This window comes from Micromonospora terminaliae, assembly GCF_009671205.1.
Classification (GTDB): Bacteria; Actinomycetota; Actinomycetes; order Mycobacteriales; family Micromonosporaceae; genus Micromonospora; species Micromonospora terminaliae.
Map to the genome: position 1 here is coordinate 2,999,425 of NZ_CP045309.1, position 17,562 is coordinate 3,016,986.

General features: G+C 76.1%; 16 protein-coding genes. 7 read left to right on the top strand and 9 right to left on the bottom strand.

Translation table 11 applies throughout. The features are described from left to right. Positions 1-113 precede the first annotated feature (113 nt). Together GCE86_RS13500 and GCE86_RS13505 are read left to right on the top strand one after the other, a co-directional pair. Positions 114-320: a hypothetical protein gene (locus GCE86_RS13500; RefSeq protein ID WP_046564384.1), complete on the top strand. Its 207-nt coding sequence runs from the start codon at positions 114-116 to the stop codon at positions 318-320. Between the two features lie 189 nt (positions 321-509). Further along, complete coding sequence (locus tag GCE86_RS13505) at positions 510-1,469, top strand: TIGR03557 family F420-dependent LLM class oxidoreductase (RefSeq protein WP_154227287.1); 960 nt, start codon at positions 510-512, stop codon at positions 1,467-1,469. A 98-nt stretch (positions 1,470-1,567) separates the two neighbouring features. Here the strand turns inward: GCE86_RS13505 and GCE86_RS13510 are convergent, their stop codons facing one another. The 3 genes from GCE86_RS13510 to GCE86_RS13520 form a co-directional block, all read right to left on the bottom strand. Beyond that, positions 1,568-3,670: an APC family permease gene (locus GCE86_RS13510; protein WP_154227288.1), complete on the bottom strand. Its 2,103-nt coding sequence runs from the start codon at positions 3,668-3,670 to the stop codon at positions 1,568-1,570. 84 nt (positions 3,671-3,754) lie between these two features. After that, the gene (locus tag GCE86_RS13515; RefSeq protein ID WP_154227289.1) at positions 3,755-4,156 is read right to left on the bottom strand and encodes a hypothetical protein; all 402 of its coding nucleotides are present in this window, start codon (positions 4,154-4,156) and stop codon (positions 3,755-3,757) included. A 129-nt stretch (positions 4,157-4,285) separates the two neighbouring features. Next, positions 4,286-5,152 (bottom strand): alpha/beta hydrolase family protein, encoded by an 867-nt coding sequence (locus tag GCE86_RS13520; protein WP_154227290.1) that lies wholly within the window; start codon positions 5,150-5,152, stop codon positions 4,286-4,288. Positions 5,153-5,275: 123 nt separating this feature from the next. On the opposite strand from GCE86_RS13520, the gene GCE86_RS13525 reads away from it, so the two are divergent. Then, positions 5,276-5,824, top strand: coding sequence for a CGNR zinc finger domain-containing protein (locus GCE86_RS13525; protein ID WP_154227291.1), 549 nt, complete (start codon positions 5,276-5,278; stop codon positions 5,822-5,824). An 80-nt stretch (positions 5,825-5,904) separates the two neighbouring features. Here the strand turns inward: GCE86_RS13525 and GCE86_RS13530 are convergent, their stop codons facing one another. Together GCE86_RS13530 and GCE86_RS13535 are read right to left on the bottom strand one after the other, a co-directional pair. Then, complete coding sequence (locus GCE86_RS13530) at positions 5,905-6,675, bottom strand: DUF5995 family protein (RefSeq protein ID WP_154227292.1); 771 nt, start codon at positions 6,673-6,675, stop codon at positions 5,905-5,907. Positions 6,676-6,786: 111 nt separating this feature from the next. After that, complete coding sequence (locus GCE86_RS13535; protein ID WP_154227293.1) at positions 6,787-9,729, bottom strand: ATP-binding protein; 2,943 nt, start codon at positions 9,727-9,729, stop codon at positions 6,787-6,789. A gap of 189 nt (positions 9,730-9,918) precedes the next feature. On the opposite strand from GCE86_RS13535, the gene GCE86_RS13540 reads away from it, so the two are divergent. Next, the gene (locus GCE86_RS13540) at positions 9,919-12,270 is read left to right on the top strand and encodes an AAA family ATPase (RefSeq protein WP_204341988.1); all 2,352 of its coding nucleotides are present in this window, start codon (positions 9,919-9,921) and stop codon (positions 12,268-12,270) included. Between the two features lie 71 nt (positions 12,271-12,341). Here the strand turns inward: GCE86_RS13540 and GCE86_RS13545 are convergent, their stop codons facing one another. From GCE86_RS13545 to GCE86_RS13560, 4 genes are all read right to left on the bottom strand, one after another. Beyond that, the gene (locus GCE86_RS13545) at positions 12,342-12,908 is read right to left on the bottom strand and encodes a dienelactone hydrolase family protein (protein ID WP_154227294.1); all 567 of its coding nucleotides are present in this window, start codon (positions 12,906-12,908) and stop codon (positions 12,342-12,344) included. A 44-nt stretch (positions 12,909-12,952) separates the two neighbouring features. After that, the gene (gene paaI, locus GCE86_RS13550) at positions 12,953-13,363 is read right to left on the bottom strand and encodes a hydroxyphenylacetyl-CoA thioesterase PaaI (protein WP_154227295.1); all 411 of its coding nucleotides are present in this window, start codon (positions 13,361-13,363) and stop codon (positions 12,953-12,955) included. Position 13,364: 1 nt separating this feature from the next. Further along, entirely contained in the window at positions 13,365-14,672 is a 1,308-nt protein-coding gene (paaK, locus tag GCE86_RS13555) for a phenylacetate--CoA ligase PaaK (protein ID WP_154227296.1), read from the bottom strand. Between the two features lie 88 nt (positions 14,673-14,760). Continuing rightward, on the bottom strand, positions 14,761-15,219 hold the full coding sequence (locus tag GCE86_RS13560) for a MarR family winged helix-turn-helix transcriptional regulator (protein ID WP_154227297.1): 459 nt from the start codon (positions 15,217-15,219) through the stop codon (positions 14,761-14,763). 139 nt (positions 15,220-15,358) lie between these two features. Between GCE86_RS13560 and GCE86_RS13565 the strand changes: the two genes are divergently transcribed. The 3 genes from GCE86_RS13565 (at position 15,359) to crcB (ending at position 17,548) form a co-directional block, all read left to right on the top strand. After that, positions 15,359-16,582: an MFS transporter gene (locus GCE86_RS13565; protein ID WP_154227298.1), complete on the top strand. Its 1,224-nt coding sequence runs from the start codon at positions 15,359-15,361 to the stop codon at positions 16,580-16,582. A 112-nt stretch (positions 16,583-16,694) separates the two neighbouring features. Next, entirely contained in the window at positions 16,695-17,189 is a 495-nt protein-coding gene (locus GCE86_RS13570) for a FluC/FEX family fluoride channel (RefSeq protein ID WP_208818127.1), read from the top strand. Then, positions 17,186-17,548 (top strand): fluoride efflux transporter CrcB, encoded by a 363-nt coding sequence (gene crcB / locus GCE86_RS13575; RefSeq protein ID WP_154227300.1) that lies wholly within the window; start codon positions 17,186-17,188, stop codon positions 17,546-17,548. The genes GCE86_RS13570 and crcB overlap by 4 nt, the downstream gene beginning before the upstream one ends. Positions 17,549-17,562: the final 14 nt, after the last annotated feature.

Genomic DNA, 17,562 nt, shown 5'->3' on the forward strand with positions numbered 1-17,562 from the left:
CCCCGGATGGTCGGAATCGGCCGCGCCGCACCGGCCACGCCGTTTGACCGATCACCCGATCTGGGTACATGGCCTCCACCTCGAAACCACCACAACCCCAGTGGAGGCAACCCATGCGCGGCACCTCGATACTCGGCGTCCTCGTCGTCATCTGGCTCATCATCGGCGCGATCGCCGCCGGTCAGCGCGGCTACTACAGCAACGACGACACCAACTGCGCCGAGGCCGGCACCATCCTCGTCACCATCGTGGCCGGCCCCCTGAACTACATCGGCGCGAACCCCAAGGTGGACTGCAAGCTCCCCGAGCCGTCCAAGTAGGCCCGACCCCTTCCCCACCCCCGGCCCGCGCCCCGCTCCCCCGCGGCGCGGGCCTCTCCGTGCCCGGGCGTGCGCGGTCACCACCCGTAGGCCGTCCTAGGAGGCTGGGCTCCTCACCCCGTGGCGTTTGTCGGCCCGCCCGGCGGGAAGGGCAGCGGTCCAGCCGCGCAGGGACGGGAGACCAGGGCGATGCAGATCGGCTACAAGCTGGCCTCGGAGGCCTTCGGCCCGCAGGAACTCATCCGGCAGGCGGTGCGCGCGGAACAGGCCGGCTTCGACTTCGTCGAGATGAGCGACCACTACCACCCCTGGCTGGAGGTGCAGGGGCACTCCTGCTTCACCTGGAGCGCGCTCGCCGCCATCGCGGCGAAGACCAGCACGCTCGGCCTGGCCACCGGGGTCACCTGCCCCTCGGTCCGCTACCACCCGGCGATCATCGCCCAGGCCGCGGCCACCCTGGCGCTGATCTCCGACGGGCGGTTCACCCTGGGTGTGGGCGCCGGCGAGCGCCTCAACGAGCACGTGGTCGGGCAGGGCTTCCCGAGCGTTCGCGGCCGGCACGAACGGCTGCGCGAGGCCCTGGAGATCATCCGGCTGCTCTGGCAGGGCGGCTACCAGTCGTACGAGGGCCGGCACCTCCAGCTGGAGGACGCCCGGGTGTGGGACCTGCCCGAGACACCGCCGGTGATCGCCGTGGCGGCCAGCGGGCGGTCCTCCGCCGCGACGGCCGCCGAGCTGGGCGACGGCCTGTTCGCCACCGAGCCGAAGTCGTCGATCGTGGCGCACTACCGGGAGGCCGGTGGGCAGGGCCCCCGCTACGCCGAGGTGCCGATGGCCTGGGCGTCCGACGAGGAGCAGGCGGTCCGGGCGGCCAGGGAGACCAGCCGGTGGGCGGTCACCGGGTGGAAGGTGATGAGCGAGCTCCCCAACCCGGTGAACTTCGACGCGGCGACGGTCTGGGTGGAGGACCAGCACATCCGGCAGCAGTTCTCGGTCGGGCCGGACCCGGAGCCGCACCTGGCGAAGGCCCAGGCGTACGTCGAGGCCGGCTTCGACCACGTCGTGCTCCAGAACGCCGGCCCGGACCCGGACGGCTTCCTCGACTTCTGCGCCGGCGGCTTCGTCGACCGGGTACGCGCACTCGGCTGATCGGGGCGCCGGTAGCCGGGCGCAGCCCGGTGCGGGTGGCGGTCGGCGTACCCCTGGAGCCGGTGGACCGGGGCGGGGCCGGCGGCCCGCGGCGGCGCTCAGCCGCCGACGTGGATGCCGGGCCGGCGGGCGGGGTCCGGCTCGGTCTTGCGGATGATCTCCCGGACCACCGGTGGGGTGTCGCCGCGGCCGAGGATCAGGTAGCGCAGCAGGTGCGCGATGGGGTTGCCCTCGGACCACTCGAAGTGGCAGTGCGGGCGGACCCCCGTGGCGTCGCGCAGCGCCAGCAGGATGGCCGCGATGGCGTTGGGCGCGGCCGGGCTGCTGGCGCGCAGGATCCGGTATCCGCCGACCTCCACCCCGTGCACCCGCAGCACCTCGCTGAACCGGGAGGGGTCGCTGATGTCGATCTCCAGGAAGAGCACGTCGGCCGCGCCGGGCACCGGGTTCATGCCGCGCTGCGCGCGCTCCTTGACCCGGTACTCCTTCAGCGAGCCGCTCTGCCGCTTGTTGGCGATGAGGTGCAGCCGGCCGTCGTGGGCGATCGAGTCGGCGACGAACCGCCGGGCCGCGTCGTCGAACTCGATCCGCTCGGCGCGCAGTTCCGTGGTGCGGGACACCCGGGAGATCAGCGAGACGGCGACGATGCCGGCGATGAACAGGCCGGAGATGGTGATGCCGTCGGGCTTCTCGATGACGTTCTCGGTGAGCGCGTAGAGCAGCACCGCGGTGAGCACGGCGAAGCCGACCGCGGCGAACCGGTGCCGCGCCCGGAAGGCGGAGATGGTCACGGCGATCGCGCCGGAGACCATCATGGCCAGGATGCCGGTGGCGTACGCGCCCGCCTGGGCGTTGACGTCGGCCCGGAAGGCTACCGTGATGGCGATGCTGATGGCCGTGTAGACCAGCACCACCGGGCGGACCGCCCGGCCCCACTCGGGCGCCATGCCGTAGGAGGGCAGGTAGCGGGGCACGATGTTGATGAGGCCGGCCATGGCGGAGGCCCCGGCGAACCAGAGGATGAGGATGCTGCTGATGTCGTAGACCGTGCCGAACGCCTCGCCGAGGTGCTCGTGGGCCAGGAAGGCCAGGGCCCGGCCGCTGGCCGCCCCGCCGGGTGCGAAGTCGCGCTCCGGGATCAGCACGGTGGTGACGAAGGTGGTGGCGATCAGGTAGACCGACATGATCAGCGCGGCGGTGGTGAGCAGCTTGCGGGTGTTGCGGATCCGCGCCTCCAGCCGGCCCTCCGCGTCGTCGCCGTCGCCCTTGACCAGCGGCATCATGCTGACCCCGGTCTCGAAGCCGGACAGGCCCAGCACCAGCAGCGGGAACGCGAGCACGCTGGTGGCCAGCACGTCCCCCGCGCCGCCGACCCGGGTCAGCCGGTCGGTCCAGCCGCTGAGCGACGACGGGTCGGCGGCGATCTCGACCAGAGCGCCGACCACGATCACCGCGTTGAGCGCCAGGAAGACCGCGACCAGGGGGATGGCGACCTGCACCGCCTCGCTGAACCCCAGCAGGAACACCCCGCCGAGGATGAGCAGCAGCACCACGGTCACCAGCACGGCGGCCGTGGTGCCGTGCGGGAACGACTCGGGCAGGATCGGGTTCTCCAGCAGGTGCACGGTCGCGTCGGCCGCGGAGAGCGTGATCGTGATGATCCACGAGGTGGCCACGAAGCCGAGCAGCACCAGCACGAAGACCTTGCCCCGCCAGAACGGCAGCAGCCGTTCCAGCATGGCCACCGAGCCCTGCCCGTGCGGGCTCTCCCGGGCCACCCGCCGGTACATCGGCAGCATGCCGAACAGGGTCAGCGCGACGATCAGCAGGGTCGCGAGCGGGCTCAGCGCGCCGGCTGCCACGGCCGCGATGCCGGGCAGGTAGGACAGCGTGGAGAAGTAGTCCACACCGGTCAGGCACATGACCTGCCACCAGGGGTGCGCCGGCGCCTGGTGCTCCCGGGCCTCCGGGCCGACCGGCTGCACCCGGTGCTGGAAGAGCCAGCGGGTGAGCCGGCTGGTCGGCTGGGCCGGCCGGCCCGCGCTCTCCACGCGCTCGGGGAGGGCCCCGGGGCGGCGGGGCCGCTCGGGCCGCTCCGGGTCGCGGGCCGCGCGCAGCGCCCGGTCCGCCGGTGTCGACTGCCCGTGGTGGCGGCGCCCCCGCGCCCGCCGGGGCTGCGCCCCGTCCCGTGCCTCCGCCATGTGCACCCCTTCAGGCCCTGAAACCGACGGTAGGCGGTACCCGGGGCGCGGCCCGCCGGAACCGGGCAAGCGGAGAAAAGCTGATCAGGGCGGGGTGACCAGGGCGTCGCGCAGCGCCTCCGGGTCGGTCACCGTCACCGTGACGGCCGGGTGGCGCGGCCACGGGCCGGGGACGAGCGCCGGCACGGGCGTGGCGAACCGGAGACAGGCCCCGGCGGTCACGCCGGTGCCGAAGGTGACCCCGCCGTCGGCCAGGGACAGGTGCGGCCCGACCGCCCGCCACCAGCGGTACGGGCCGCCGAGCTCGACACCGGTGACGTTGCCCCGGGCGGTGCGCAGCAGCCAGGGGCCGAACCGCACGGTCAACTCGTCCCGGCCCAGCTCGACCCGGGCGGTCTCCGGGCGCACCCCGATCAGGGCCAGCGGCAGCCGGAAGGCCCGGTCGAACCGGAAGGCGAAGCGGCGGACCGGCTCGGTGTGCGGCATGGCCGCCGGGTACCCGGTCGGGCCGGGCCGACACGCGCCGGCGTCAGCCGGGACCGGCCCAGCCGCTCCCCCGGCGGCCGCGACCGGGCGGCGCCTCCCGACGCCGCCCGGTCCCGTGGAGCCCTCGGGTCATCCGCGCAGCCCCAGGCGGCCGGCCAGCCAGCCGAGCCGGTCGTCCCGGGTGCGGGCGGCACCCAGGTCGTGCTCCTCGTCGGGGTACAGCGACACCTTTGCCTGCGGTGCCGCGGCCGCGAAGGCGGCGCGGGTTCCGGCGCCGACGAAGCGGTCCGCGCCGGCGAACTGGAGGTACGCCCCGGCGCCGAGCCGCCCCACGAGGTCCACCGGGTCCAGGCCGGCGAAGACCGCCCGGTAGGCCTCCTTCTCCCCCGCCGGCAGCTGGAGCCAGTAGCGGTCGAACCAGTTGGCCCAGGTCGCGTCCGGTGCGAGCAGCACGGCGGTGCGCAGCCCCGGCTCACGGGCGGTCAGGTCCACGGCGTACATGGCGCCGTAGTCGTGGCCGACCACCGCGGTGCGGGTCCGCTCCACGCCCGGCTCGGCGAGCAACCGCCGGTACGCCGCCCGCACCGCGTCGACCTGGGCGGTGACGGCGGCACGGTCGCGGGCGTCCCCGACCGGGTCACCGGCCCACGGGAAGGTGAGCTGGGGCAGCACGGACACCACGCCCCGGCCGGCCAGGGCGGTCGCCTCGGCCAGGAACTCGCTGCGGTCCTGGCTGGCCCGGCCCGGCTCGAACCAGTGCAGGTCCAGCACCCCGGCCAGCCCGCCGCCGGCGCGCTGCGGCCGGACCAGCCAGGCCCGGACGGCCGGCTGGCCGGCGACCGGGATCTCGATGTCGCGTACCACCGTGGGCGCCGCGTGGCCCGCGGCCGCCGGGGCCGGCTCGGCGGGTGCCTCCGCCTGGGCGCCGCCGCCACCGGCGAGCGCGCCGGCGACCAGCAGCGCGGCCACGGACACGAGGACGGGAAGACGTCGCATGTGCCACCTCCATAAGTTTTTAACTGCGTTTTACAACTGACGACGCTAGGATGGCGGGCGGCGATCGGTCAAGTGCGGAGGGACGGCGGGCGTGTCGGCAACCGGACGACGGAAGAGGCGCGGATGAGCGCGGTGCCGCCCCTGGAGCCGGCGCTGCGCCTGGCCGTCACGCTGCTGCACAGCTACTGGGTGCTCCAGGACCCGGCCGACCAGCTCTCGGTCGCCCGGCTCCGGGCCGCCGCCCGGGAGGTCGGCCTCGCCGAGGCCGCCGAGCCGCTCACCGAGGCCGACCTGCCCCGGCTGCGCGAGCTGCGCGACCGGCTCCACGGGGTCTTCGCCGCGCCCGACCCGGCCGCCCGCGTGGCCACGCTCAACGAGGTGCTGGCCGAGGTGAGCGCCGGCACGGCGGTCGAGGCCGGCCCCGACGGCACACTGCGGCTCGCCCCGCTGCCCCGGCCCGGCCCGGTCGGGCCGTTCGCGGCGCTGGTCACCGGGGCCCTCGCCCGCGCCGCCGCGACCGGCGGGGCGGAACGTTTCGGCGTGTGCGCGGCCGACGGGTGCGACGCGCCCTATCTGGACCGGACCCGGGCCGGCCGGCAGCGCTACTGCTGCGAGCTGTGCAACAACCGGGCCGCCGCGGCGGCGTACCGGGGGCGGTCCCGGCGCGGCTGACGCGGTCACGTCGCGTGACGGACGGCGTCCCCGCGTCCCGCGCCGGGCGACGCCAGGGACGCGGGGACCCCCCGTCCCGGCTACTGGAGGAACGCCCCCAGGGGCGAGAGCAGCAGCCGGCCGAGCAGTGCGGCGTTGTCGTCCAGCCGCATCCGCTCACACTCGCGGGCGTCCGGGTCGTGCCGGCAGCGCCAGATCTTCTGCGCGTTGCGCCAGGCCACGTTCCGCGTGTACTCGACCAGTTCGCCCTGGTACCAGTCGTCGATGTCGCCGTTCACCATGTCGATCATCAGCTGCCAGTGGTCCAGGTAACCGCGGCGCAGCTCCGGGATCCGCTCGGCGAAGATCTTGTTGATCTCCAGGTAGTCGTGGTGCTGGTCGCTCTCGTCGATCGGCTCCGAGTCCAGGCTGTCGAAGGTGGTCACCAGGGCGAACGGCAGGTCGTAGTTGATGTGGGCGTTCACCCCGGCGGCGGCCGACGGCAGCGGCCGGGCGTCCGGGCCGCGCATCCGCTGGAACAGGCACGACCACGCCTTCGGGGTGCTCGGGTGGGAGTCGGTCCAGAACCGGAGCGCGTCGAAGTAGCGGGTGGCGAACTCCACGTCGAGCCGGGCCAGGAAGGTCGGGTCGGTGAAGCGGTCGTCGTACAGCCCCTCGAGGACCGTCGAGGTGATGACCAGGTAGAGCTTGTTGAAGTCCGCGAGGGGGCAGCTCTCCTCCAGCGGAGGCAGCCGGACCAGCAGGTCCTGCAGCTTCGTGAGGTGGTCGACGACCGCCGGCACGTCGGCGGGGTGGTCCGCGAGCAGCCCCACGATGTCCTGGTGCACGGGACCCCAGACCGGTTCGGTCATCTCTCCTCCACAGTGGTCGGCGCCCCCCACGACGCCACCCGGTGACGCTGGACAGCCTTCCAGCGGCGTACGCCGGCCGGATCAGTAGAACGACGTATTGCCGGCGTACGGCTAGTCGGCGCGGTTGCGCAGGAAGATGGCGCTGGCCTGCACCCGCGTGCGCACCTGGAGCTTGTCGAAGATGTGGGACACGTGCACGCCGATGGTCCGCTCGCTGATGAACAGCCGCTGGCCGATCTCGCGGTTGGTCAGGCCCTCGGCAACCGCCGCGAGCACCTCCCGCTCCCGGGCCGTGAGCACGACCAACTCGTCCACCGTGGGCGCCTCCGCCGCCGCGGCCCGGGGCCGGGGCGCCGGACGGACGACGGCCGGGCCCTCGTCCAGGGCCACCCGGGCCCGCCCCGCCAGGGTACGGATCTCCTCGCTCAGCGGCAGCGCGCCGAGCGCCTGGGCCGTCCCGTGGGCCTGCCGCAGCAGCTTCCCGGCGGTGGCCAGCCGGCTGCGCCGGCCGAACAGCGCCTCGGCCTGCCGCAGCCGCGAGTACGCCGCCGGGTAGGGGTGGTTGCGCCGGTCCCACTCGACGGCCGCCCGCGCCCACAGCTCGGGGTCGCCCCGGCCGTCGTCCAGCCGGCTCAGCTCGGCGGCGCACAGCGCCAGGAACCCGTCGGCGACGTAACGCACCGGGGCGCCGGCCTTCCCGCTCTTGGCGGCCACCCGGTCGACCACCTCGCGCAGCCGGCGGACCGCGTTCGGATCCACCTCGACGGTGCGGCTGGCGGACGCCTCCGCCTCCGCGCGCAGACCGTGCCAGGCCAGGGTGGCCAGCACGATGACGTCGTCGGAGCGGCTCTCGGTCAGGCCCCGCTGAACCGCCTGCCGGGCCAGGTCGTGCCGGCCCTGCCACATGGCCAGCCCGGCACGCAGGATGAGCATCGGGAGCACGTGCCGGGCCCCGCCGCCGGCCAGCACGGTGGCGACCGCCTCCAGGTCCCGGTCGGAGGCCTCGACGTCGCCGTAGCCGACGGAGAGCCGGCACCGGGCCAGCAGCAGCTCGACCGCGTCGGCGCCCGACGGGCGGTGCCGCAGCGCGGCGGCCACCACCTTCTCGGCCTCGGCCCACTGCCCCACCCGGAACAGCCCGTTGGTGGCGATGGCCAGCAGCCGGGTCTCCCAGGTGCGGCCGAGCCCCAGCTCGGCGACCCGCTCGGCGCCCCGGCGGGCCACCACCACGCCCTCCTCGAGGATGTTCAGCGGCCCGGTGAGCAGCTCGGCGAGGTGCAGGTAGGCGCAGGCCACGTCCTCCGGCCGGCCGGAGCGCTCGGCGATGTCCAGCGCCTCGCGCATGACGGCCAGGCCGGCGTCCGGGTCCTCCAGGTAGGCCTCGCTGAAGCCGAGCGCCGAGCTGGCCAGCACCACCTCCGAGGCGGTGCCCTCGACGTCGGCGGCGAGCCGCAGCGCCTCCCGGGCCTGGTCGCCGGCCTCCGCGTAGCGGCCCAGGTGCAGCAGCAGCTCGGCCAGGCGGGCGGCGGCCGTGGCGCGTTCCCGGGGCGTGCAGTCCGCCGCCGCCAGCACCCGCCGGTATTCGGCCTCGGCCGGGGCGGACCGGCCGGCGGCGGCCAGGTAGCGGGCCCGCCGGATGTGCAGGGCGCAGGTGGGCGGGCCGGCCGGGTCGGCCGCCAGCTCCTCGAGCAGGGCCAGCGCGCGAGCGTGCTCGCCGCAGTGGTGCGCCGACTCGGCGGCGTGGGTCAGCAGCTCGGCCCGGTCGGCCTCGACCGGCTCGGGCCGGCCGCCGTCGGGCAGCACGGCCGGCGGGGTGGTGGCCAGGGTCAGCGCCGCCGACCAGTGGCGGTGCGCCTCGGCGTAGCCGTGCAGCCGCTCGGCCTCGCGGGCGGCGGCCATCGCGGCCGGCAGCGCCCGGGCCGGCTCGCCGGCCAGCCGCCAGTGGTGCGCCAGCCGGGCCTGGTGCAGCTCGGCGGTCGCCGAGGTCAGCGCCTCGGCGTAGCGGCGGTGCAGCGCGGCCCGCTCGGCCGGGAGCAGCTCGTGTGCCAGCACCTCGGCCACGAGGCGGTGCCGCAGCCGGTAGCCGTCGTCGGCGCCGACCAGCAGGCGGTGCGCCACCGCCTCCCGGACCGCCTCGATGAGCTGGTCCTCCGGCAGCCGGACGACCTGGGCCAGCAGCCAGTGCTCGACCGGCTCGACGCCGGCGGCGACCGCGTGCACGACGGCGTGCGCGGGCTGCGGCAGCGCGTCGACCCGGGCCAGGAAGACCTCGCGCAGCGTGTCGGAGAGGCCGTCGTGGCCGTCGCGCAGGTCGCGGGCCAGCTCCTCCACCACGAACGGGTTGCCGCCGCTGCGCTGCCACAGCTGGTCGGCGGCCTCGGGGGCCAGCGGCGCGCCGACGATCGCGGCGGCCAGCTCGTCGGTGCCGGCCCGGTCCAGCGGCGCCAGGTCGACCACCCGGACCGAGCGCAGCCGGCGCAGCTCGGTGAGCACCCGGCGCAGCGGGTGCGCGCCCTGCAACGACTCGGCCCGGATCGCGGCGAGCACCGACAGCTGGAGGTCGCCGAGACCGGCGAGCAGGTAGAGCAGGAGCTGGCGGGTGCTGCGGTCGACCCACTGGAGGTCGTCGAGGACGAGCACCAGCGGCCGCCCGCCGGCGACCAGGTGCAGGCCACGGGAGACCCGCTCCAGCAGCGCGCCCGCGCCGTCCGGGCCCGGGGTCTCCTCGTCGAAGACCTGGAGCAGGCCGCGGACCGCCGAGGACGTGCGGGCCTCGGTCAGGTCGGCGTCGAGGCGGCGCAGCGCCTGGCGCAGCGGGTGCAGCGGCGAGGCGTCGCCGATGTCGAGGCAGGCGCCGGTGAGGACCAGCGCGCCCGCGGCCCGCAGGCGCTCGGCGGCCTCGGCCAGCAGCCGGGTCTTGCCCACCCCGCTCTCACCGGTGAGGAACACCGCGGCGGTCTGTCCGGGGGCGACGTCGTCGAGCAGCGCCGACCGCAGCGCCGCCATCGTGTCGGCACGGCCGACGAGCGGCGCGGTGTCCACATCGCTGGCCATGTCCCGCAGCCTAGTCACAGGTTCCCGCACCGTTCTACGGCCTCAACGCCCTTGTGGTACTCCTCGCGTCGACATTGCGACTAATGGTTGCGGGTGGTCGACATACGTCGTCCTACCGATCCCCCGAGGACCCGGTGGTGAAAGTCTCCGGTGGTCGTCAGGCACCGGACCGGGGAAAGGGTGGGTGCGATGCTGATCACCACGCCCGTGGGGAGTCGGGAAGCCGTCGCCGTGGCGCGCTGGCCGGTGCCGGAGGAGCGGCGCACCGTCACCGTCCTCTTCGCCGACATCGTCGGGTCGACCGGCCTCGTCGAGCACCTCGACCCGGAGGACGTCCGGGCGTTGCAGCGCGCGTACTTCGGCACGGTCACCGAGGTGCTGCGCCGGTGGCACGGGGTGGTGGAGAAGTACGTGGGCGACGCCGTGATGGCGCTGTTCGGCGCGCACGGCTCCGACGGGTTCGACGCGTACCGGGCGGTGCGCGCCGGGCTGGAGATCCAGGGCGCGCTGGACCGGCGGCTGCCGGCCGCCACCCGCGTGCGGGTCCGGGTCGGTGTGGCCACCGGCGAGGCGCTGGTGGACCTGGCCGCCACCCGCGACGGCGGGCATGGCGCGGCCAGCGGCGCGGTGATCACCACGGCGGCCCGCCTCCAGGCGTACGCCCCGCCCGGCGGCGTGGTGGTCTGCGCGGCCACCCGGCGGGCCGTCGCCGGCCTCGTCGCGCAGCGCCCGCTGGCCGCCATGACGGTGGCCGGCCGGGCGGTGCCGCTGGACGTCTGGCGGGTGACCGGGCCGGCCCCGCACCGGCCGGCCCGGCACGAGGGCCCGCTGGTGGGCCGGCGCCGCGAGCTGGCCACGGCCGGCGAGGAGATCGCCCGTGCGGTGCGGGAACGGCGTCCACGCTGGATCTCGCTGGTCGGCCCGGCCGGCAGCGGGCGCAGCCGGCTGCTGCACGAACTGGTCCGCGTGGCGTCGACCGTGGACGGTGCCCGGGTGCGCTGGTGTGTCACGCACTGCCCGCCGTTCCCGGACGGGGACCTGGCGCCGCTGGCGGACGTGGTCCGCGGCCTGGCCGGGCTCCGCGACACCCGGTCGCCGGAGACCGTACGCCGGCGGCTCGGCGCCGCCCTGGAGGGGCTGCTGCCGCCGGCCCGGCGCGGCGCGGCGGCGCACGCGCTGGCCGAGTTCCTGGCCGCGCCGCGCGACGCCGGGGCGGCCCTGCGAGGCGCCGAGGTGTGCCGGGAGGTCCTGCTCGACCTGGCCGCCGCCCAGCCGGTGGTGGTGGCGGTGGACGACCTGGACCGGGCCGCGCCGGCGCTCAACCGGTTCCTGCACCGGCTCTTCGCCACGGCCAGCGAGCGGGGGCTGCCGCTCGCCGTGGTGGCCACCCACGGCCCGCGCTGGGCCGACCTGCTGCCGGGGGCGGCCGGCCGCCGGCGGCGGGTGCCGCTGCCCGCGCTGGGCACCGTCGACACCGGACGGTTGCTGCGGCACCTGCTCGACCGGGCCGGTCGGCCCGCGGCGCCGGCCGCGAGGCTGCTGCCGCTGGTCGGCGGCAATCCGGCCGCCGCGGCGGCGTACGTCGCCACGCTCGACGCCGACGGCGAGCCGGCCGGGGTGCCCGAGCCGGTCCGTCGCCTGGTCGACGCCCGGCTGGACCGGCTGGACGGCGAGCGGCGGGCGGCGCTGATGGCGACCGCGGCCCGGGACGGGGACGTCCCGGCCGACGCGGTGGCGCGGATGCTCGGCTGGCCGGCCGGGCGCGCCGAGCGGGTGCTGGGTGCGCTCGTCGACGACGGCCTGCTGCGCCGCGCCGCCACCGGCGGGTACGCGGTCGCCGAGCCGGCCGTGGCCCGCGTGGCCGCGCACCGGCTGCCCCGCGCCGTGCGGGCGGAGTTCGCCGGCCGGCTGCGGGACACCGGGACCGTCGGGGCGAGCCGCCCGGCCGTCCCGGGGCCGGCCGGCGGGGTCACCGCCGGCCGGGCGACCTGTCCGGCCGGGGTGGGGCGCCGGTCGGGTGGAGGGGCCCGACCGGCGCCGGTCCCGGGGGCGGGTGTTCCGGCGCCGGTGGTGCGAGCGGGCGGCCCGACGCCGGGTGCCGCCCCGGCGAAGGGCGTCGCGGCGGCGGGGGGCGTCACGGCGGGTGGCCGCCCGACGGTGACCGTCGGCACGCCGGGGGGCGCTGCCGCGGCGGCCTGTCCGGCGGGGGCGTCGGGGGGCGCCTCCGCCGGACGCCGGGCCGCTCCGGCTCTCTCGGCGGTGCCCGGCCGCTGGGCCACGCCGGGTCTCCCGGCGGTGCGGTCCGGCGGCAACCGGGCCGGGGGGCCGGCGCGGGCACGGCTGGGGGTGTTCCCGGGGCTGCACGACGCGTTACCGGGCGGCCCGCCGCCGGAGCCGGCGGGCCGGGTGGGACGGGTGGGCGGGCGACCGCCGACCATCGGGCCGCCGCGTGCGCGCCGGGCCCCTGCCGAGCCGCGGACCGCGGCGTCCGGCCGGGCCGGGCGGACCGTGGCCGCCGGCGTGCCGGTGCGCGCCGCCTGAACGCGACGTCCGGGCCGGAGCGGGCACGGGGCCACTCCGACCCGGACGTCGCCGGCACCATGGCGCCGATGTCACCGGTCGGCGAGGAAGGCCACGACTCGGTCCCAGGTGACGGCGGCGGCCGGCGCGTCGTGGTCGGGCGTGCCGGGATCGGTGAAGAGGTGGCCCGCGCCCGGGTAGCGGTGGACGCTCACCTCGGCGCCGGCCGCGGTCATGGCCCGCTGCCAGTCGTCCACCTCGTCCTGCGGCTCGTACTCGTCGGGGTCGGCGAGGTGCATCTGCACCGGCAGTCCAGGGCGCACCGACGCGGGGTCGCCGCCGGTGCCGTGCAGCAGGAGCAGCGCCGCCGCCTCCGGGCGCTCGGCGAGCAGCGCCCCGGCGACGCCGGCGCCCATGGAGAAGCCGGCCAGCACGGTCTCGGGGGGCAGTGCGGCCGCCGCCGCGCGGGCTCGGTCGAGCACCGTGTCCCGGCCGACCTTCTCCAGCAGCGCGAAGCCGGCGTCCACGGTGTCGGCGGCCGGCACCTCGTACAGGTCGGGGGTGGTCACCTCGTGCCCGGCGGCGCGGAGCCGGTCGGCGGCGGCCAGCACGGCGGGCCGCAGCCCGTAGACGGAGTGCAGGAGCAGGATGTGTGCCATCGGACCATCCTGGCAGACCGGTGGCCGGGTGGGCCGGCGCGCGGTCAGCCCCGGGCGATGGTGCGGCTGCGGCCGCGGAACTCGGCGACCACCTCGCCGTCCCGCCACACGGTGACGTCGTAGATGCCGCTGCGGCCGTAGCGGACCCGCTCGGTGGCCCGGGCCTCCAGCAGGTCGCCCTCGCGGACCGGGCGGAGGAAGCTGATCTCGCCGCCGGCGGCCACGGTGGCCGGGCCGTGGCTGTTGCAGGCCAGCGCGAACGCGGTGTCGGCGAGCAGGAAGACGAAGCCGCCGTGGCCGATGGCGTGGCCGTTCAGCATGGCCGCGGTGACCCGCATCCGGGCCACCGCCGCGCCGTCGCCGGCCGAGACCAGCTCGATGCCGAGCCCCTTGGACGCCACGTCGGCGTCGAACATGTCGTGCGCCGCCGTGCGGCGGCCGTCCCCGCCCGCCATCTCAGCGCCCCCGCCGCTGGTCGACGATCCGGCGCATCTTGCCCATCGACCGCTCGACGCCGTCGGGCTCGATGACCTGGACCGCCACGCTCACCCCGATGGTGTTCTTGACCTGCTCGACCAGCGCCGCCCCGGCCCGCTCGGCCTCGTCGGCGGCCACCCCGGCCCGCCGCTCCACCTTCACGGTGAGGGTGTCCATCCGGCCCTGCCGGTCCAGCACGCACTGGAAGTGCGGGGACAGCGCGGGGGTACGCAGGATCAGCTCCTCGATCTGGGTCGGGAAGACGTTGACCCCGCGCACGATCATCATGTCGTCGGTCCGGCCGGTGATCTTCTCGATCCGGCGCATGCTGCGGGCGGTGCCGGGCAGCAGCCGGGTGAGGTCGCGCGTGCGGTAGCGGACCACCGGCATGGCCTCCTTGCTGAGCGAGGTGAGCACCAGCTCGCCCCGCTCGCCGTCGGGCAGCACCGCGCCGGTCACCGGGTCGATGATCTCCGGGTAGAAGTGGTCCTCCCAGAGGTGCAGGCCGTCCTTGGTCTCCACGCACTCGACGGCCACCCCGGGGCCCATCACCTCGGAGAGGCCGTAGATGTCGACGGCGTGCATGTCGAGGCGCTGCTCCATCTCGCGGCGCATGTCCTCGGTCCACGGCTCGGCGCCGAAGATGCCGACCTGCAGGGAGGTGGACCGCGGGTCGACGCCCTGGCGTTCCATCTCGTCGACGATGGCCAGCATGTAGCTGGGGGTGACCATGATGACGTCCGGTGCGAAGTCGCGGATCAGCATGACCTGCCGCTCGGTCATCCCGCCGGAGACCGGGATGACCGTGCAGCCCAGTTCCTCGGCGCCGTAGTGCGCGCCGAGGCCGCCGGTGAACAGCCCGTAGCCGTAGGCCACGTGGACCCGGTCGCCGGGGCGGCCGCCCGCGGCCCGGATCGAGCGGGCCATGAGCTTCGCCCAGGTGTCGAGGTCGGCGCGGGTGTAGCCGACCACGGTGGGCCGGCCGGTGGTCCCGGACGAGGCGTGCAGCCGGGCGACGCGCTCGCGCGGCACGGCGAACATGCCGAACGGGTAGTTGTCCCGCAGCTCGGCCTTGCCGGTGAACGGGAAGCGGGCCAGGTCGGCCAGCTCGCGCAGGTCGTCGGGGTGCACGCCGGCCGCCTCGAAGGCCTGCCGGTAGTGCGGCACGTTGTCGTACGCGTGCCGCAGCGACCAGCGCAGCCGGTCGAGTTGCAGGGCCCGCAGCTCGTCGACGCCGGCCCGCTCGACGGGCTCCAGCTCGTCCGGACGAGGGATGCGGTTCTGCACGGTGGCCTCCTGCGCGACGGGTTCGCCGACGCCGCGTCGCGCCGGGCGGGTGCGATCACCGTACGCCCGTACGGCCCGTCCTGCCAGGTCAGGTCCCCGATGCGGCGGCGGGGAGCCGGTGCAGCGCGTCCACCAGCGGGGCCAGCTCGGGGGTGCGCTCGCCCTCGGCCAGCGCGTCGGCGAGCACCCGGTCGTGGGTGGGGCGGGCCCGGCCGAGCAGCTTCGAGCCGGCCGGGGTCAGCTCGGTGTAGATGCCGCGCCGGTCGTCCGCGCAGAGCACGCGGGTGAGCAGGCCGCGGTCCTCCAGGCGGGTGACCAGGCGGGTGGTGGCGCTGCCGGAGAGCGCTGCGGCGCGGGCGAGCTGCCGCATCCGCATGTGCCAGCCGTCCTGGCGGGAGAGCGCGTCGAGCACCGTGTACTCCACGACGGAGAGGTCGTGCTCGGCCTGGAGGGCGCGTTCCAGGGCGGTCTCGATCAGGCCGTGCAGCGCGGCGAGGGTACGCCAGCCCTGCGCGCGGATCTCGACCGCGTCGTCCGCGATGCCCATGGCGCCCCCTCCGGTGTGACCTGGACGTCCCTCCAGGCTACCACCCTTGCGCCGGTATAACGCGCGTGCAACTATCTCGTTGTCGGCGCGGGTAGTTGCACGCGCCTCCTGTTCTCCGCGCATCGATTGGGTACGGCACATGGCACAGCGCACCTCCGCCCTCCCCGGCGGCCTCATCGCCCTGGCGATCGGGGCATTCGGCATCGGGCTGACCGAGTTCGTGATCATGGGGCTGCTCCCCCAGGTGGCCGCCGACTTCGCGGTCAGCGAGTCGGTGGCCGGCTGGCTGATCTCCGGGTACGCCCTCAGCGTCGCCGTCGGCGGGGTGGCCCTCACCGCCGCCGTCACCCGGCTGCGCCGCAAGCCCGTGCTGCTCGGGCTCATGGTGCTGTTCATCGCCGGCAACCTGCTCTCGGCGCTGGCCGGCGACTACGGCACCATGCTGGCCGGCCGGATCGTCGCGGCGCTCTGCCACGGCGCGTTCTTCGGCATCGGCGCGGTGGTGGCGACCGGCCTGGTCCCGCCGGCCCGCCGGGCCGGCGCCGTCGCGCTCATGTTCACCGGCCTGACCGCCGCCAACGTCCTCGGCGTGCCGTTCGGCACCCTCCTCGGCCAGCACCTCGGCTGGCGCGCCACCTTCTGGGCGATCACCGGCATCGGGCTGGTGGCGCTGGTCGGTCTCGCCGTGCTGGTGCCCGGCCGCGGACCGGCGAGCGACACCGCTCCCACCGGCGGCCTGCGCGGGGAACTGCGGGCGTTCACCCACGCCCAGGTCTGGTTCTCGCTGGTGGTCACCGTGCTCGGCTTCGGTGGCATGTTCGGCGCGTTCACCTACATCGCGTACACGCTCACCGAGGTCAGCGGCTTCGCCACCGGCACCGTCCCGTGGCTGCTGGTGCTCTTCGGCGTCGGGCTGTTCGCCGGCAACCTGGCCGGCGGCCGCGCCGCCGACGTGTCGCTGTCCCGGACCCTCGTCACCGTCCTCGGCGTGCTCACCCTGGTGCTGGTCGGCTTCGCGCTGACCGCCGGGAGCCCGGCGCTCACCGTGGTCGCGCTGGTGCTGATGGGCGCGTTCGGCTTCGCCACCGTGCCGCCGCTCCAGATGCGGATCATGAAGTACGCCCGCCGGGCCCCGACGCTGGCCTCCGGGGCGAACATCGCCGCGTTCAACGTCGGCAACGCGCTCGGCGCCTGGCTCGGCGGGCTGACCATCGACGCGGGGCTCGGCTTCACCGCCCCGATCTGGGCCGGCGCCGGGCTCACCCTGCTCGGCCTCGCGGTGCTGCTGGTGGCCGAGCGGCGCGCCCGGCGTACCCCGGGCGACGCCGCGGCCACCCGCGATCTCGCCGACGTCGCGGCCTGACCGCGGGGCGGCCGGCGTTATGCTCGGCCCGGCGGTGGGGCCCGCCGTCCCGGCACCGCCGGGAGAACCGCGACACGCTCGCCAACGGTCCCTGCCAGTGATGCCCGTCCTGGTGGGAGGCACCGTGACCGGACCGTCCGAGTTCCGCGTCGACCCCGATGTCGACCTGCGCGTCCCCGCCGACCGGCGGGAGCTGACCGCCCACCCGGCGGCGGTGCTCGGCGTCATCGCCGCCGGTGGGGTGCTGGGCGCGCTGGCCCGGGCCGGGCTCCAGGCCACGTTCCCGCACCCGCCCACCGGCTTCCCGTGGGCCACCTTCGGCATCAACGTCGCCGGCTGCCTGCTGATCGGCGCGCTGATGGCGGTGCTCACGGCCCGCCCGGCCGGGCCGCTGGTCCGGCCGTTCCTCGGCGTCGGCGTCCTCGGCGGCTTCACCACCTTCTCCACCTACGCGGTGGACGCCCAGCGGGCGGTCGCCGCCGGGTCGCCGGGCACGGCGCTGGCGTACCTGGCGGCGACCCTGGCCGGTGCGCTGCTGGCGGTGTGGGCCGGCGACGCGGTGGCCTCCCGGCTGCTGGCCCGCGCCAAGGTCGGGGCGGCCCGGTGACCGTCCTGCTGATCGCGCTCGGGGCGGCCGTGGGCGCGCCGCTGCGCTACCTGACCGACCGGGCCGTGCAGGCCCGCCACGCCTCCGCCTTCCCGTGGGGAACGCTGACCGTCAACGTGGCCGGGTCGCTGGTGCTCGGCGTGGTGACCGCCCTGCCCACCTCCCCCGCGGTGACCGCCCTGCTCGGCACCGGCTTCTGCGGCGCGCTGACCACCTGGTCCACCCTGAGCTACGAGACCCTGCGGCTGCACCGCGGCGGCCGTCGCGGCCACGCTGTGGCCAACGTGCTGGTCAGCATCGCGGCCGGGCTCACCGCGGCCACCCTCGGCTACGTGCTGGCCCGCGCCGTCACCGGCTGATCCCCCGCCCCCCA

What these genes read in the sequence shown, in the direction of transcription:
- GCE86_RS13500 (WP_046564384.1), top strand. Translation starts at nt 114, where the DNA reads ATGCGCGGCACCTCGATACTCGGCGTCCTCGTCGTCATCTGGCTCATC.
- GCE86_RS13505 (WP_154227287.1), top strand. Translation starts at nt 510, where the DNA reads ATGCAGATCGGCTACAAGCTGGCCTCGGAGGCCTTCGGCCCGCAGGAA.
- GCE86_RS13510 (WP_154227288.1), bottom strand. Translation starts at nt 3,670, where the DNA reads ATGGCGGAGGCACGGGACGGGGCGCAGCCCCGGCGGGCGCGGGGGCGC.
- GCE86_RS13515 (WP_154227289.1), bottom strand. Translation starts at nt 4,156, where the DNA reads ATGCCGCACACCGAGCCGGTCCGCCGCTTCGCCTTCCGGTTCGACCGG.
- GCE86_RS13520 (WP_154227290.1), bottom strand. Translation starts at nt 5,152, where the DNA reads ATGCGACGTCTTCCCGTCCTCGTGTCCGTGGCCGCGCTGCTGGTCGCC.
- GCE86_RS13525 (WP_154227291.1), top strand. Translation starts at nt 5,276, where the DNA reads ATGAGCGCGGTGCCGCCCCTGGAGCCGGCGCTGCGCCTGGCCGTCACG.
- GCE86_RS13530 (WP_154227292.1), bottom strand. Translation starts at nt 6,675, where the DNA reads ATGACCGAACCGGTCTGGGGTCCCGTGCACCAGGACATCGTGGGGCTG.
- GCE86_RS13535 (WP_154227293.1), bottom strand. Translation starts at nt 9,729, where the DNA reads ATGGCCAGCGATGTGGACACCGCGCCGCTCGTCGGCCGTGCCGACACG.
- GCE86_RS13540 (WP_204341988.1), top strand. Translation starts at nt 9,919, where the DNA reads ATGCTGATCACCACGCCCGTGGGGAGTCGGGAAGCCGTCGCCGTGGCG.
- GCE86_RS13545 (WP_154227294.1), bottom strand. Translation starts at nt 12,908, where the DNA reads ATGGCACACATCCTGCTCCTGCACTCCGTCTACGGGCTGCGGCCCGCC.
- paaI (WP_154227295.1), bottom strand. Translation starts at nt 13,363, where the DNA reads ATGGCGGGCGGGGACGGCCGCCGCACGGCGGCGCACGACATGTTCGAC.
- GCE86_RS13560 (WP_154227297.1), bottom strand. Translation starts at nt 15,219, where the DNA reads ATGGGCATCGCGGACGACGCGGTCGAGATCCGCGCGCAGGGCTGGCGT.
- GCE86_RS13565 (WP_154227298.1), top strand. Translation starts at nt 15,359, where the DNA reads ATGGCACAGCGCACCTCCGCCCTCCCCGGCGGCCTCATCGCCCTGGCG.